Source organism: Microvirga antarctica, assembly GCF_017921815.1.
GTDB classification, from domain to species: Bacteria; Pseudomonadota; Alphaproteobacteria; order Rhizobiales; family Beijerinckiaceae; genus Microvirga; species Microvirga antarctica.
In genome coordinates, this window is record NZ_JAGEMM010000004.1 from 60,134 (window position 1) to 74,499 (window position 14,366).

The following is a 14,366-nucleotide window of genomic DNA, read 5'->3' on the forward strand; positions in this document are numbered from 1 at the left end:
CTCACGCGCGTTGAGGGTTTAAGCCGATATGGATCAGAACGTCGCCCTGCGGGATGATGGGGCCTGGATGGTGGGCCAGCACCACGCCGGAGGCCGGAGACAGAGCAACGCCGTCCTCATCGCCGAAATTATCGAAGTAGGTGCCGACGACATCGCCTTCGGCAATCGTCTGACCGCATGAGACCGAGGGCTTGAAGATTCCGCCACGCGGTGCGTTGGCCCAGTGAAAGTTCGAGAACAGGGTCAAGGGACCGTAATCCGTGACCTCGCCCTTCAGGACGCCGATGGCGCGCGCCAGGTTCCGCAGGCGCTCGGCCACATCCTTGACCGTCTCGGGCGTGAACGAAGTGCCGGTTCCTCCGGCTTCCGCGATATAGGCGGGGATTCCCTCCGCCGCGACCGTCATCATGGCCGAGCCGACCAATGTTCCGGCAGGAGTCGGAAGCGTATTCTCATAGCCGAATGCCTTAGCCATCCGGCGACCCACCTTGCTCACCTCTCCGCCCGCGTCGGCATAGAGCGCCCACCGGGTGTTGGGTGTGAAGGCCGTGTGGAAATCCACGAGATGGGTCGCATAGGTTTTGAGCGCCGAGTAAACCGCGAACGCCGCCTGTTCGGTGAATCCGCCGTTGGCGCGGCCTGGGAAACATCTGTTCATGTCGCCGTTGTTGAAGCCCTCGAAAGGGCTCATGCGCTGGTAGGCGCGAAACGCCGTCAGGTTCAGGATGGGAAGCGCGATCACCGCGCCATGAACCTCGTCGGGATCAAGTGTACGCAGGAAGGCGTGGATGTTGAACGTTCCGCAATACTCGTCCCCGTGAACGCAGGCGTGCATCCAGAGGACCGGTCCCGGTTCCTTGCCCCGGATGATGATCACGGGGATTTCCACAGGAGCGCCGTCCGGCATCACGCCGACCTTGAGGGTTCCCTCGAAGCGTCCCGGCCCGTCAGCTTTGGCTGATCCGACCTCTATTGTCTGCATGTTCACTCCCTTCAGCGTAGACGCGAAATTTTAGAGCCGCATGGCGGTCCGCAGACCGACAAGACGTTCGATCAGCAGTCCGAACAGGACGATCATGACGATCTGAACCGTCGTGATCGCAGCGATCACCGGCGAGCTCTCCCACTGGATGTAAGAGAAGATTTCAATCGGCAGCGTCGTCATGCCGGGACCGGACAGGAAAAGCGCGATGTAGACGTCCCCAAACGAGATGATGAAGGCGAAGATCAGCGCGGACAGGACCCCGGGTGCCACGAGCGGGAGAGTCACCTCGCGCAACACGACCCAGCGTGATGCCCCGAGCGTGTAGGCGGCAGCCTCCACGTCCGCGTCCACGCCCTCGAGGCTGGCGGTGATTCCTGCAATCGTGAATGGCAGGCAGATGAGCACGTGGCCGATCACTAGGGCGGCCATTTCCGGGATGGGAAGCTGTGTCAGCAGAAGCAGCAGCGACAGGCTGATCAGGATATGCGGCACCATCATCGGCAGCATGGCCAGTGACCTCCCGATCTCTCGTTTCTTTCCGAGGAAGCGCACGATCCCGTAGGCGGTCACGAAACCTATAACGGTTGCGAGGACTGAGGCGATCAGCGCCAGCATGACGCTGAATTTGAAGGCGCTTACAAAACTGTCGCTGTCGAGGAAGGCACGGTACCACCTCAGCGACGCCCGCGAGATGTCGTATGTGTTGGCCTGATCCGGACTGAACGATGCGTAGATGACGATCAGCAAGGGGGCCAGCAGGAAGACATAGAGCGCCGCAACTGCCACCGTGAAAAGGAGACGGCCCACGCGGGACAGATCGATCGCCGGCTCGACGATGGCCCGGTTGGCATGCGGCGGATTGGCGGAGGCCAGCTGATCAATAGGCACGGCGCATCTTCCGGAAATAGAGCGAGATCACCGAGAACTGGCAGACCACCAGAATGGCCGCGACCGCTGCGCCCAGGGGCCAGTTGAACGTCGACAGGATGAGCTGGTAGATCGTCTGTCCCAGCATCGTCACATTGCGACCGCCGAGGAGCTCGGGAGTGACGATGGACCCGGCCGTCAGCGTGAAGACGAGGGCGGAGCCCATGACGATTCCTGAGCGGCTGAGCGGAAGCGTCACCTCGAAAAACGTGCGAAGCGGTCGCGCGCCGAGCGTGCTCGCGGCGGGAACGAGATGGGGATCCTGGCTCACGAGGGACGAGAAGATCGGAAACACCATGTAGGGAAGCATGATGTGCACGAGAGCGACGATCACGGTGGGCTCCGTGTTCAGCAAGCCAATCGGTGAGGACACAAGGCCGAGACCAATCAAGAGCCGGTTGACCAGGCCATCGCTGCCAAGCAGCACGATCCAGCCATAGGTGCGCACGATGACGCCGGTCATCAGCGGGGCGATGATCAGAAACATCAGAATACCGCGCCAGGCGCTCTTCATGCGGGAGAGAAAGTAGGCAAGCGTATACCCGAAGATCAGGCTGAAGAGCGTCACGATCGCGGAAATGCGAAAGGTGTCGTAGATGATCTGTCGATAGTAGCCGTCGGAGAGCAGGCGCCTGTAATTGTCGGTGGTCAGCTCCGGAAGATAGAGGCGCTCCGGCGAGTACTTGAGAAAGCTGACCGCAAGAAAATAGCCGATGGGCACGATCAGAAAGACCAGGTAGAGAATGCTGACCGGCGCAAGAAGTGCCGCGGCGAACGGCGCCGAACGATGACCCTTCTCCTGCGTCATGAGCGGCTCACCGGAATGGCCCTGCATTCCTGGAAGCGCGCTCCCACCTGCTGTCCGGGTTTCAGGTCGCGGTATTTCTCGATGCTCGGGACCGAACACTGAAAATTCTGTCCGCCGGGAGTTTCGAGGTCGAAGAGGATGCGTTCGCCCTGGAACACACGCTTGGCGATCCGCATTCCGGCGATTCCGTCCTCGCCCGCGATCGTCAGTTCCACCCGCTCGGGCCGGGTCATGAGGATAGCGCGCGTTCCGCGTCCCATGCCGGCCGTCACGGCGCGAGCGGGCACAAGAAGGCCGTGGCCGATATCCACGACGAGGTCTTCCCCCTCGCGCTCGACCACGTCCCCCTCGATCAGACTCGCCTCGCCGATGAACTGGGCGGCGAAGCGCGTCTGGGGGCGGTCGTAGAGATCTTCGGGCGAGCCCACCTGCTCGATGTTGCCGCTGTTCATCAGAATGACGCGGTCAGACATCTCGAAGGCCTCGTCCTGATCGTGCGTGACGAAGATGGTCGTAATGCCGAGGCGCTGTTGAATCTCGCGAAGTTCGAGACGCATCTTTTTTCGCAGCAGGGCGTCCAGGTTCGAAAGCGGCTCGTCGAGCAGAAGGATCGAAGGCTCGATCACGAGGGCACGTGCCAGCGCCACACGCTGGCGCTGGCCGCCTGACAATTGATGCGGAAAGCGATCCGCGACATTGGGCAGGCCGACGATCTCCAGCATCCGGCGGACGCGGGTCGTGATTTCGTCCTTCGGCACCTTTCGCATCCGCAGCCCGAAGGCGATGTTCTGCCCGATCGTCCGGTGCGGGAACAGCGCGTAGTTCTGGAAGACGAGGCCCATATCGCGATAGGGCGGGGCGAGGCTGGTAATGTCTCGCCCCGAGAGCAGAAGCTGACCTTCCGTTGGTCTCGTGAGGCCTGCAATGATGTGCAGCGTCGTCGTCTTGCCGCAGCCAGAGGGACCGAGCAGCGTCAGCAGCTCGCCTTTCTTGACCTGGATGTCGACCGGACCCAGGGCCGTGGTCGTCCCATAGCGTTTGACGATCTTATCGAGTGTCAGAACCGACTGCACGTCGTTGAACCCTTTCAGTCTCACGAGAGAGCGGCGCAGGACGGGCGCCGAGAGAAGCATTACTTTGCTGTCACGACTTCCTTGTTCCATCGCTCCGAGTACTGGTCGCGATAGGCGAACTGCGTCATGTAGTCCGATTGGCGCTGAAGCTTTCCAAGGAGATCGACATCGGCGTCGCTGAGTTCGAGTTTCTTGAGATCCGGCGGCAGATTCTTCATTGCCTCGATGTTGGTCGGCGGATAGCCGGTGAGGCGGGCGAACTCGATCTGGCGCTCGGCCTCAAGGCAGGTGCCGGCATATTTCTGCGACAGGGCGATGCTGTCCTTGGGCCGGTTGGCAATGAGCGCGGTATTCCAGATCCAGGACAGGCCGCCCTCCTTAGGAATGACGAACTCGACCGGCGCGCCGGCAGCTGCAGCCTGTTGCGTCCTGGCGCCGAAGAAGGGGCAGAGCCAGATCTCCTGCGCGTCGACGAGCTGCCGGGTGTGCTCCACATTATTGATGATGCGGCACTGGTTCTGGCTGAACAGCTCCTTGAATTTGGTGATTCCCGGCTCGATGTTGTCGGATGATCCGCCCAGCGCAATGTTGATCGCGTGGAACACTTCGTCGCCCACCCAGCCCCAGGCCGGAAACGCGATCCGTCCTTTCAACTCAGGGTCCCAGAGGTCGAGCCACGAGGTGATCGGCTTCTTGATCTTGGCGGTGTTGACGCACAGCCCGTAGGGCGTGTGGCATTTTCCGGCCAGAAACTCATAGCGGAAAGACGGATGGATCTTTGACAGATTGGGAATCGTCTCGTCGGTCCACGGAAGATACAATCCCATCGCACCAAGCTGACCCGCACGTGTCTGACTGGAGTGGATCAGGTCCCATTGCGGGCGGCGCTGCTGCGCCATCACGATGGGCTCCTGGGTCAGTCCAAGCTTCCAGACCAGCTCCACATTGTTGGCCTTTGCGAAGGGTTCGGCAAAAACCTTTGCAACCCATTCCTTCCACGATCCCCCGGCCATCATGATCCGAAGATCCGAGGCCGCCATCGCATCTCCGGTGTTGAGTCCGGCCATCGCGGCCCCGCCCGCGAGGGCGAGGCCAGCTTTCATCACGCTTCGCCGAGATATCCCGGCCTTATCGACAAGATCCATGACACGACTCCCTCTGATCAAACACCCGCAAGATTTTTCCGCTCTCGTGCAGACGCTTTGTTTGTCTGCGTTTTTGACGGGGCGGCGCTCACCTCAACGGTGCGACGCGCCCAGTAGGGGTCCTTCAGCCGGCTCCCGATCGTATGGGCCTCCTGGCGAATGCGATGGCTCATCTGCGCGCGGACCGTTTCGTCCGCAGCACTGGATGGGTAGGAGATGGAAAACCCGAGCATCTCGTCTCGGGTCGGGTCCTGCACGCCGACGCCGAGAGCGGATATTCCCGGTATGATGGTGCTTGTGGTTGGCGCCACGCCTGTGGTGCGGACCTCTGTCATCTCCTGGAGAACGTCACGGATCTCGGAGGGCGTCGCGTCTCGCTGCTTGAGAAGAGCGGTGACCTGATCGTCGCTGTAACGGGCGAGAAGCGCGCGACCGATAGATGTGGTGTGGGCCGGCATGCGCTTGCCCACATCCTGCACCAGACGTAGGGGGTAGGTGCCGTGCTTGACGCGCAGGATCACGATATCGGGTCCCGAAAGAACCGCCGCGTAGGCCGCAAACTGAAATTCGGCGATCAGTGCGTCCAGAGACACGTCGATGAGATCGAGAAGCGTGTGATTGGCAAGATAGAGATCGGCGAGGATGAGCGCGCGCTTGCCCGCCACATAGCCCATGTCGCGGCTCTCACGTTCCAGCATCCCGTGATCGGCGAGGGTCTTCAAAAGCCGCGAGACCGAGCTTTTGGGAAGATTGATTTCGCGACAGACCTCCCCCACGCGCAAAACCGGCCGCTCCTTGCTGAGGAGGGCGACGATCTTCAGCGCATTCTCGAGTGAACTCATATTTGTCCCATATACAGCAACGGGGTTGACACAAATGGTACCCACCGGCTTGTCTTAACGTCAAGCAGGTTTTTCGCGAGGTGCGTGATGTTTCGAATCGGCGTCGATATTGGCGGGACGTTTACCGACTTCGCGATATGGCGCGACGAGAGCGACGGTTACGTACAGATCGGGAGTCATAAACTCCCGACTTCACGCCCCGATTTCTCGCGTTCCGTGATCGATGGGATCAGCGCTTTGGTCGCGCGCCACGCGGTAAGGCCGAACGATCCCGTTCTGATCGTGCATGGCACGACGGTCAGCACGAATGCGGTGATCGAGCGCTCTCAGCCGCCCATCGCGCTTCTAACGACGGAGGGCTATCGCGATCTGCTGAGCATCGCACGTCTGCGCCTCGACAAGCCGATCGATCTGTTCAACCGGCGTCCTGCACCGATTGTCCCACGGGAACGCGTCTTCGAAGTGCGCGAGCGCCTGACGGCGGATGGCGCGGTCGACACACCGATTGACGACGCTTCCGTTATTGCCGGCGTTCAGGCTGCCCTCGACAAAGGCGCAAGCGCGGTCGCAATCTGCTTCCTGCACGCCTTCCGTAATCCGGTGCATGAGCGCCGTGCCGTTGAGGTGGCGCGACGTCATTTTCCCGGGCTCACGGTCATGGCCTCGCATGAGGTGTGGCCGCAGCAATCGGAATACGAGCGCGCGACACTGACGCTGCTCAACCTCTATGTGAAGCCGCTCATGGAAGGATACATCGGCCGCATCGATGCCTATCTGGCAGAAACCCTGCCGCAAGCGCGACTCTACATCACGAAATCCAACGGTGGCATCATGTCGTCGGCGGAGGCGCGTGAGTTGCCCATCCACACCCTGCTGTCCGGCCCCGCGGCGGGCGTCACGGCGGCGCAGACGCTGGGCGGATATCTCGGCCTCGATCGCATTCTCACGCTCGACATGGGCGGCACGTCTACCGACGTCTCGTTGATCGACAACGGGCGTCCCGTCACGAGCGGACAGGCGGAAGTCGGCGACTTTCCCCTGCTGATGCCGGTCACGGCCATTGAGGCGATGGGCGCGGGCGGCGGATCGATTATCTGGCTCGATGACGGTCTTCTCAAGGTCGGGCCGCGAAGTGCGGGATCGCAGCCGGGTCCTGCATGCTATGGGCAGGGGGGCCTCGAGCCGACGCTGACCGACGCCTATCTCGTTCTCAATTATCTTTCGCCAGACGGATTGCTGGGCGGCACGCTCCGTCTCGACCGCGCGCTTGCCGAGAAGGCACTCGCTCCCATCGCGGCGGCGCTGAAGACCGATGTGATCGGCGCAGCGGAGAGCGCTGTCGCGGTCGCGACCTCGACCATGCTGGCGAAGGTCCTGCCGTTTCTCGCGCGGATGGGTGTCGGGACGACCGACCTCAGCCTGATGATCTACGGAGGAGCCGGCGGCGTCCATGGACCCTTATTGGCGGACGAGATGGGTATCCGGCACATCGTCGTGCCGCGGCTGCCGTCGGTTTTCTGCGCCTTTGGAGGCCTCGTCTCGGATCTGGTTCACGACGCCGTGCGCAGTCTGCGCGGTGCGACCCCGACGCAGTCTGCCCTCGTCCTTCACTACGAGCAACTGCGGCAGCAGGGCGATCACTGGCTGGAGCGCCAAAGCGACGATCGGCAGGTGATCGGTACGGATCGACTCTATCTCGCGGAAATGCGCTATGCGGCGCAATCCTTCACCATTCCGGTCGATCTGACGGAGGCGATTCAGGACCGCGCAAGTCTCGCGCGCATCGTTTCCCTCTTTCATGACGAACACGAGCGTCTTTTCGGCCATGCCGACCGCAGCGCTGAGGTGGTGATCGACGACCTTCGGCTGAGAACAAGCGGTCGACAGGCCAAGCCTCAAGCTATCGCAGCACCCGCGGCGGCTGCAGACAGGGCCATGAACCTCGCGTCCCGGAGCGTCCGGTTCGCCGGGCAATGGCGGGAGGACACCCCTGTCTTCGCGTGGCGGACGCTGAACGTCGGTTGGTCGTGCGCTGGTCCAGCGATCGTCCAGCAGGATCTCGCCACGGTGCTCGTCCCTCCCGGATACACCGCGCGCATCGGCCTCTTCGGCGACCTCGAGATGATGAAGGACTGACGATGGACCCTGTTTTGACCGAGATCATGAAGAACCGCTTCACGGCCATGGCCGAGGAGGCCGCAACTGTCGCGTACCGCACGGCGCACACTACCTTCGTCAAGCAGACGCAGGATTTCCAGGTCGCGCTGGCGAGCCTGTCAGGCGAATTTTTTGCATATCCGACGATGACGGGCGTCACCTCGGGAAGTGGTCAGTCGATCGCCGGCTTCCTGAATAATTTCGATCTTGCCGCGCTGATTCCCGGCGATGTGCTGATTTCGAACGACCCGTTTCAAACCGGCGGATTGGTGACACATCAGATGGACATTCATCTTGTCCGGCCTGTCTTCGTCGGTGGGACGCTCATCTGCTTTGCATGGTCCTTCGTGCACGCGTCTGATATTGGCGGCGCGGTCCCCGGCAGCATCTCGCCGGACTTGACCGAATGCTTCCAGGAGGGCTTGCGGCTTCGGCCTATGAAGCTCGTCGATGCCGGCGAAATGAACACCACCATCCGGGATATCCTGCGTGACAATTCACGGATCGGCGATGCGGTCTGGGGCGACATCGAAGCGCTGATGGCGGCCATGCGCCTGCTCAACGAACGGGTCGTTCTTCTGAGCGAGAAGGTCGGGGTTGAGAGCTTCCAGACGGGGATCGAGAACGTTCTGTCTTACGCGGACCAGAAGGCGCGCGCGGTCATTGGGCGTCTCCGCGACGGCACCTATCATTTCGCCGATTACCTCGAGACCGATTCGGCCGATGATGCGATCAACATCCAGTGCCGCCTGACGATTGCCGGGAGCGAGGCGGCTATCGATTATTCGGGAAGTTCACCACAGGTTCACGCGGCGTTGAATTTCGGCACGGGGAGCCGCACGCACCCGTTCCTGTGCCTGGCCCTGACCAACTACATCCAGACGGTGGAGCCCTCGATTCCGATCAACGGCGGCATTCTTCGCTCCATCACCGCCTATGCGCCCCCCGGCACGATCATGAACGCAGAATTTCCTGCCGCCATGGGAAACCGCTGGGTGGCGGTGATGCGCACATACGATGCTCTCCTCGGTTGCCTCAACCAGGCGATCGACGGCGGAATCGCGGCTTGCGGGGCAGGTCAAGCCGGCATCATCAGCGCGTCCTGGATCGACCCGCAGACAGGCCGTAATCGTGTGACGGTGGTCGAGCCCTTTTCCGGCGGATCGGGCGGACGCGTCCGCGCCGATGGCGTGGACGCCACAGACACGATGATCGGGTACCTCAAGAGTACACCGATCGAGCATGTGGAGGTCGAAACACCCCTGATTGTCCGCAGACACGAACTGGTTTCCTCGGCTTTCGGCCATGGGCGCTTCCGCGGTGGAGCCGCCGTGTGCATCGAGCTTGAATGCCGGGCCCCGGAGGTCAAGATCACCGTGCGTGGTCTCGACCGGTTTCGCTTTCAGCCGTGGGGCGCCTTCGGAGGGGAGCCGGGCCACAACGGCCGGACCTTCCTCGTGCGCGATGGCGAGGCTCGCCCAATCGGCAAGATTAAGGTGCTGACGATGCTGGAAGGGGACGTCCTGCGCATGATCTCGCCCTGCGGCGGCGGTTTCGGCGATGCCTTCGCGCGTGCTCCCGAGAGCGTCCTGCGGGATGTCCTCGATGAGTTGCTCACGGCCGAGCAGGCCGCTGACAATTATGGGGTCGTTGTTCTCGACGGACGGGTGGACGGATCGCGTACGCGCGCCCTGCGCGAAGCGCGCCCTCGATCCGATCAGCGATGGCAGTGTTCCGCGGGTGCGGAACAGCAGCGATACGAAGCGATCTGGCCCGCGGAGACCAGCGGGGCGCTCTCCGATGCGGTCCTGAAGGTTCCGATCGGTCTCAGGCGGATCGTTCTTGAACGGAGCCGCCGCGAGCTGGCGTCCGGGAAGGTCCCCATTGGAACCGACCGCACACGGCAGGTGGTGGAGCAGGTGTCACGGCGGTTTCAAGGGCGGGACGACGGGCATCCGGACAGCAGCGATTCGGTTTGATCGTGGCGCCAGCGGTCCTGCGTCCAGAAAAGGGCAGACATCACCCGCGACCGGGCGCTAAGGTCGCCCGATGGTCAGCGGGTCGGGCGAGCAGGGTCGAGCAGGGAAGCGTCTGGACGGCGGTCTCGCGGCTGCTGGCGTTGGCGAGTTCATGCGTGCAGCTCGAGATGCTGAGCACCTGTGGCGGGTATCGGCAAGGCCGCGCCGATGAAGCTCGCGAATCTTGAGACTTTCGTGCATCTGGCGCGCCTGCGTCATTTCGGGCGGACGGCGGCTTTCCTGAACACCACCCAGCCGGCAATCTCGTCCCGATTGGCGGCACTCGAGCGATCGCTGGGGGTGCAGCTCGTTTCACGCGAGGGACGCACGTTCCACCTCACGCCGGCGGGCCAGGAGGCGCTTCGGGTCATCGAGAAGATGCTGGCCGATTTCGACAATCTGAGGCTCGGCTTCACGAGCCCGGACGCCATTGCGGTGACCCTGAGGATCGGCGCCATCGATGCCATCGTGCAGACCTGGCTGCCGCGCCTCTACGACCGTCTGCGCCATATCTATCCCGGCGCGCAGATCGAGATTGTCGCGGATACGACGGTCAATTTGCTCCAGCACCTGAAGAGTGGCGATCTCGATATCAGCTTCTGCCTCGATCCTGTGCTCGAGGAGGGCTATCGCAGCTTCGTGATCTGCAACTACGCCATGTCATGGGTCGGAAGCCCCCGCCTGATCGACCGAGACAGGGTGTACAGTGTTGCGGAGCTGGGCGCGATGCCGCTCATCACCTTTCAACGCGGCTCGCCGCCTTACCGGATGATCGCTCCCTATTTTCAGGACGAGAGCGTGCTGGCCTCCCAACTCTCCAATTCCAATTCGCTGCCTACCATGATCCGGCTCGCCATCGACGGGTTCGGGGTCGCGGCCATCCCGACGATCAATGTTCAGCGGGAGCTGAAGTCGGGCGAACTTGTCTCCGTACAGGTCAGTAAACCCTTTCCACCGCTTGCCTTCATCGCAAGCTATCACCCGGTGCCGGGGCTGCTGCTGACGGAGCGGGTGGCTGAGCTCGCCCGACGGACGGCGCTGGAATTCTGCGAGGAAATCGAGCCGGGACTGGCCTGGGTGGAGACCATTTCCTGATAAAATAGTTTTATCGACCGCATAGAGAACGATAATTGGACAGCCTCGGGACCGCCTGCGACGCTTCAATCAGATCGAACGCCGGTGTGTTATCCGGCCTTGGGGATGTAAGGCATGACGAAGCGCAACCTTTATTTGAAGTTCGTGGAAAAACAGGTTCAGGGAACGATCGAGCTGTACTGGGAGAATGCCCCGGTCACCTGCGAGACGCTCTGGAACGCGCTTGCCAAGCCGATTCAGGTTCCGGCTGGCCACGCGATGTTTGCTGGCCCCGAAATCATGACTGGCTTGCCGCCCGAGGCGCAGACCTTCGATCCGCTGTCGATCCCGGCTGAGAACCAGACCTGCTTTCCGGTCGCCGGCGAATTGCTGTGGTTCTACCAGGCCAAGAACATGATGAAGGGCATGACGGACGAATTCTGGGAAGTCGGGATGTTCTACGACAATGGGGGACGTATCTTCGGCCCCATCGGCTGGACGCCCTGCAACATTTTCGGCCGCATGACCGACGGTCTCGAGGCCGTCGCCGAAGCCTGCCGCAGCATCCGCGCGGAGGGAATCAAAACGGTCGAGATCGGCCGTCTCGGCTGACGGATCTCTAGCCTGCTCCTGCGCAACCGATACCAGAGGGTGACAACAATGCTTGCCAGAGTCTCACAGATCACCGCTACGCTCCTCCTTGCCGGCGTCCTCGCCGCGCCCGCTCTTGCCAAAGACAAGTTGGTCATCAACTCGTATGGCGGCGCCTATGAACAGATTCACCGCAAGCTGGTGATCGAGCCGTTCATGAAGCAGTACGACGTGGACGTGCAGGTCATTACGGCCTATTCGGCCGACGCGCTTGCCCAGTTGCGCGCCCAGAAGGCGTCGCCGCAATTCGACGTGATCCATTTCTCGGGAGGGCAGGAAATCGTTGCGGCCCGCGACGGTCTCATCAGCCCCATCAAGGCGAGCGAATTGTCGAACGCGAAGGATCTTTATCCCTTTGCTGTCGAGGGACTCTCGCGCGGCGAGGGACCGGTTCACGCGGTGGCCGCCATCGGCCTTCTCTACAACAAGGACAAGGCTCCGAAGAAGCCCGCTCTCTGGGCGGATCTCTGGGACCCGGCCTACAAGGATCATGTGGTCCTGACCGACCTGTCCAACAGCTATGGCCTGCTCGGCTTCCTGATGTTGAACAAGGTGAAGGGCGGCGACATCAAGAACCCTGAGCCCGGTTTCACCGCGGTGAAAGCCCTGCTCGACAGCGCGGTCGTGGTGTCGACCTCGCCCGAGCTTCAGCAGAACTTTGCCCAGAACGACGCGTGGGTTGCGCCCTATGCGCAGGACTACGCCTACACGCTGCGCAAAGCCGGCCTGCCGATCGAATTTGTTCAGGGCCAGGAAGGCACGCCCGGCGTTTACCTGACTGCGAACCTCGTGGCGAACCGTCCCAACCAGGATCTGGCCAAGAAGTTCATCGACTTCTCGCTGTCGCCGGCCGTGCAGGCCGGTTGGGCAAACGAGCTGCGCTACTCCCCGACGAACAAGGCCGCCAAGCTCGATGATGCGCTTGCCAAGGAGGTCATCTATGGCGAGCAGGCGGTTGCCGGTCTGATGCGCTTCGATCCCGTCGAGGTCGACGCGGCCCGCGCTTCCCTCGTGGAGCGTTGGAAGAAGCTGATTGCACGTTAAACCATTCACCGGGGCTCCATGATGCGCGATCGTCTCGAAGATTTCGCTCTTGCGAGCCCCGGCCTTTTGCTCATCGGCCTGGGTTTCCTGTTCCCGATTGCCGAGATGGTGCGCCTGAGCGTCGTCGGCCCCGACGGCGGCTTTACGACGCTCCACTACACGCGCTTTCTCACGGATGCATATTATCTCGGCATCGTCTGGCGAACTGTCTATCTGTCGCTCCTGATCACCGCGATCTGTGCCGCCGTCGGGTTCCCCCTCGCCTACGTGATGGCGCGCGTCAGCCCGCGGTTGCGGCTCTGGCTGGTGGTGCTGATCATCCTCCCGCTTATGACGAGCGTTGTCGTGCGGACATTCGGCTGGATGGTGCTGCTCGGGCGCGGCGGCCTCGTTCCGTCTACCCTGTGGAAACTGGGTTTTGTCGGCCGCAACTTCTCCATGATGCAGACGGAAGCGGCCATTGTCATCGGCATGGTGCAAGTTCTCCTGCCCTTCACGACGCTTTCCATCCTGGGGGTGGTGATGAAGATCGACCGGCGCCTGGAAGAAGCCGCGCGCACCATGGGCGCAAGCTTCATGGGCACCCTGCGGACCGTCGTCCTGCCGCTCGCGATGCCCGGCATTCTGGCAGGCTCGTTGCTCGCCTTCACCCTCTCGGTCAGTTCGTTCGTGACACCCTCGCTGCTCGGTGGGGTGCGGCTGCCAGTCGTGGCGGCATCCATCTACGATGCGGCCACCAAGACGCTCGAATGGAATTTCGCCGCTGCGCAGTCGGTGATCCTGCTCGTCGGCGTCCTTCTCGTGCTGACGCCCTACATCAAGCTCTCGGGGCGCCGCAATGGTTAAGGGTGTGCCCAATGCCGTGCGCGTGCTCGCCGTCGCGTTCGTCGGCCTCACGCTGATTTTCGTCCTCGCGCCCTTGATCGTGGTGGCAGGGGTTTCGGTGTCCGAAAGCCAGTTCATCGCTTTCCCGCCGACCGGGTTCAGCCTGCGCTGGTTCGGCGCCATCTTCGAGTCCAGCGCCTATGTCCAGGCGCTCTTCACGAGCCTGCGCCTTGCCGTCCTGGTGACGGTGGCGGTGAGTGTGATCGGAGCCGGTGCGGCCATCACGCTTCATCGCGGGCGGCTTCCCGGCACGGCGTTGATGTCCGGCCTGTTCCTGTCGCCGCTGATCCTGCCGTCGATCATCTTCGCCATCGGGCTGCTGATGCTCTGGAGCGCGATGGTCGGACCCGTGTCGTTCTTGGCCCTTTGGATCGGCCACGTGGTCGTCGCGCTGCCCTACGTGATCCGCACCACCCTTGCGGTGTTGGCCGATTCCGACCCCTTTCTCGAGGAGGCCGCGCGCACCATGGGGGCTGGCCGCGTGCAGCGGATTCTTTTTGTGGTGCTTCCGCAATGCCTGCCGGGTCTTGCGGCAGGCGCCTTCTTCGCCTTCAACATCTCGTTCGACGAGGCGGTCGTTGCTCTGTTCCTGCGCACGCCCGATCTCGTCACCCTCCCGATCCAGATTTACAACCAGCTGGAATTCAGCCCCGATCCGACCGTCGCCGCCGTCTCGACCTTGATGATGGGCATCACCATCGCGCTGATCGCAACGATCGACCGACTTCTCGGCATCCAACGTTTCGTCGGCACCTGA

At 62.2% G+C, this 14,366-nt stretch carries 13 protein-coding genes; 7 read left to right on the forward strand and 6 right to left on the reverse strand.

What is annotated here, in order from left to right; genetic code table 11:
• Window position 1 precedes the first annotated feature (1 nt).
• The 6 genes from J4G32_RS13565 to J4G32_RS13590 are packed head-to-tail and all read right to left on the reverse strand — an operon-like array spanning window position 2 to window position 5,780.
• Window positions 2-982: a succinylglutamate desuccinylase/aspartoacylase family protein gene (locus J4G32_RS13565; protein ID WP_210495251.1), complete on the reverse strand. Its 981-nt coding sequence runs from the start codon at window positions 980-982 to the stop codon at window positions 2-4.
• 30 nt (window positions 983-1,012) lie between these two features.
• Window positions 1,013-1,873 (reverse strand): ABC transporter permease, encoded by an 861-nt coding sequence (locus tag J4G32_RS13570; RefSeq protein WP_210495253.1) that lies wholly within the window; start codon window positions 1,871-1,873, stop codon window positions 1,013-1,015.
• Complete coding sequence (locus J4G32_RS13575) at window positions 1,863-2,720, reverse strand: ABC transporter permease (RefSeq protein WP_210495254.1); 858 nt, start codon at window positions 2,718-2,720, stop codon at window positions 1,863-1,865. Before J4G32_RS13575 ends, J4G32_RS13570 begins: the two co-directional genes overlap by 11 nt.
• Window positions 2,717-3,853, reverse strand: a complete 1,137-nt coding sequence (locus J4G32_RS13580; protein ID WP_210495255.1) for an ABC transporter ATP-binding protein — start codon at window positions 3,851-3,853, stop codon at window positions 2,717-2,719. Before J4G32_RS13580 ends, J4G32_RS13575 begins: the two co-directional genes overlap by 4 nt.
• A complete protein-coding gene (locus J4G32_RS13585) occupies window positions 3,853-4,938 on the reverse strand; it encodes an ABC transporter substrate-binding protein (protein WP_210495256.1) in 1,086 nt (361 codons plus the stop codon). Before J4G32_RS13585 ends, J4G32_RS13580 begins: the two co-directional genes overlap by 1 nt.
• Window positions 4,939-4,955: 17 nt before the next feature.
• Entirely contained in the window at window positions 4,956-5,780 is an 825-nt protein-coding gene (locus tag J4G32_RS13590) for an IclR family transcriptional regulator (protein WP_210495259.1), read from the reverse strand.
• Window positions 5,781-5,867: 87 nt separating this feature from the next.
• On the opposite strand from J4G32_RS13590, the gene J4G32_RS13595 reads away from it, so the two are divergent.
• The 7 genes from J4G32_RS13595 to J4G32_RS13625 all read left to right on the forward strand — a co-directional run bounded on the left by J4G32_RS13595 (window position 5,868) and on the right by J4G32_RS13625 (window position 14,366).
• Window positions 5,868-7,916 (forward strand): hydantoinase/oxoprolinase family protein, encoded by a 2,049-nt coding sequence (locus J4G32_RS13595; protein ID WP_210495262.1) that lies wholly within the window; start codon window positions 5,868-5,870, stop codon window positions 7,914-7,916.
• A gap of 2 nt (window positions 7,917-7,918) precedes the next feature.
• Window positions 7,919-9,916, forward strand: a complete 1,998-nt coding sequence (locus tag J4G32_RS13600; protein WP_210495265.1) for a hydantoinase B/oxoprolinase family protein — start codon at window positions 7,919-7,921, stop codon at window positions 9,914-9,916.
• Window positions 9,917-10,123: 207 nt separating this feature from the next.
• A complete protein-coding gene (locus J4G32_RS13605) occupies window positions 10,124-11,050 on the forward strand; it encodes a LysR family transcriptional regulator (protein WP_210495269.1) in 927 nt (308 codons plus the stop codon).
• 114 nt (window positions 11,051-11,164) lie between these two features.
• Complete coding sequence (locus J4G32_RS13610; RefSeq protein WP_210495274.1) at window positions 11,165-11,641, forward strand: DUF3830 family protein; 477 nt, start codon at window positions 11,165-11,167, stop codon at window positions 11,639-11,641.
• Window positions 11,642-11,689: 48 nt separating this feature from the next.
• Window positions 11,690-12,724, forward strand: coding sequence for an ABC transporter substrate-binding protein (locus tag J4G32_RS13615; protein WP_210495278.1), 1,035 nt, complete (start codon window positions 11,690-11,692; stop codon window positions 12,722-12,724).
• 21 nt (window positions 12,725-12,745) lie between these two features.
• A complete protein-coding gene (locus J4G32_RS13620; protein WP_246505061.1) occupies window positions 12,746-13,570 on the forward strand; it encodes an ABC transporter permease in 825 nt (274 codons plus the stop codon).
• The gene (locus J4G32_RS13625; protein ID WP_210495281.1) at window positions 13,563-14,366 is read left to right on the forward strand and encodes an ABC transporter permease; all 804 of its coding nucleotides are present in this window, start codon (window positions 13,563-13,565) and stop codon (window positions 14,364-14,366) included. Before J4G32_RS13620 ends, J4G32_RS13625 begins: the two co-directional genes overlap by 8 nt.

Excerpts from the sequence above, each read along its gene's own strand:
- J4G32_RS13565 (WP_210495251.1), bottom strand. The coding sequence starts at position 982 with ATGCAGACAATAGAGGTCGGATCAGCCAAAGCTGACGGGCCGGGACGC.
- J4G32_RS13575 (WP_210495254.1), bottom strand. The coding sequence starts at position 2,720 with ATGACGCAGGAGAAGGGTCATCGTTCGGCGCCGTTCGCCGCGGCACTT.
- J4G32_RS13580 (WP_210495255.1), bottom strand. The coding sequence starts at position 3,853 with ATGCTTCTCTCGGCGCCCGTCCTGCGCCGCTCTCTCGTGAGACTGAAA.
- J4G32_RS13585 (WP_210495256.1), bottom strand. The coding sequence starts at position 4,938 with ATGGATCTTGTCGATAAGGCCGGGATATCTCGGCGAAGCGTGATGAAA.
- J4G32_RS13590 (WP_210495259.1), bottom strand. The coding sequence starts at position 5,780 with ATGAGTTCACTCGAGAATGCGCTGAAGATCGTCGCCCTCCTCAGCAAG.
- J4G32_RS13595 (WP_210495262.1), top strand. The coding sequence starts at position 5,868 with ATGTTTCGAATCGGCGTCGATATTGGCGGGACGTTTACCGACTTCGCG.
- J4G32_RS13600 (WP_210495265.1), top strand. The coding sequence starts at position 7,919 with ATGGACCCTGTTTTGACCGAGATCATGAAGAACCGCTTCACGGCCATG.
- J4G32_RS13605 (WP_210495269.1), top strand. The coding sequence starts at position 10,124 with ATGAAGCTCGCGAATCTTGAGACTTTCGTGCATCTGGCGCGCCTGCGT.
- J4G32_RS13610 (WP_210495274.1), top strand. The coding sequence starts at position 11,165 with ATGACGAAGCGCAACCTTTATTTGAAGTTCGTGGAAAAACAGGTTCAG.
- J4G32_RS13615 (WP_210495278.1), top strand. The coding sequence starts at position 11,690 with ATGCTTGCCAGAGTCTCACAGATCACCGCTACGCTCCTCCTTGCCGGC.
- J4G32_RS13620 (WP_246505061.1), top strand. The coding sequence starts at position 12,746 with ATGCGCGATCGTCTCGAAGATTTCGCTCTTGCGAGCCCCGGCCTTTTG.
- J4G32_RS13625 (WP_210495281.1), top strand. The coding sequence starts at position 13,563 with ATGGTTAAGGGTGTGCCCAATGCCGTGCGCGTGCTCGCCGTCGCGTTC.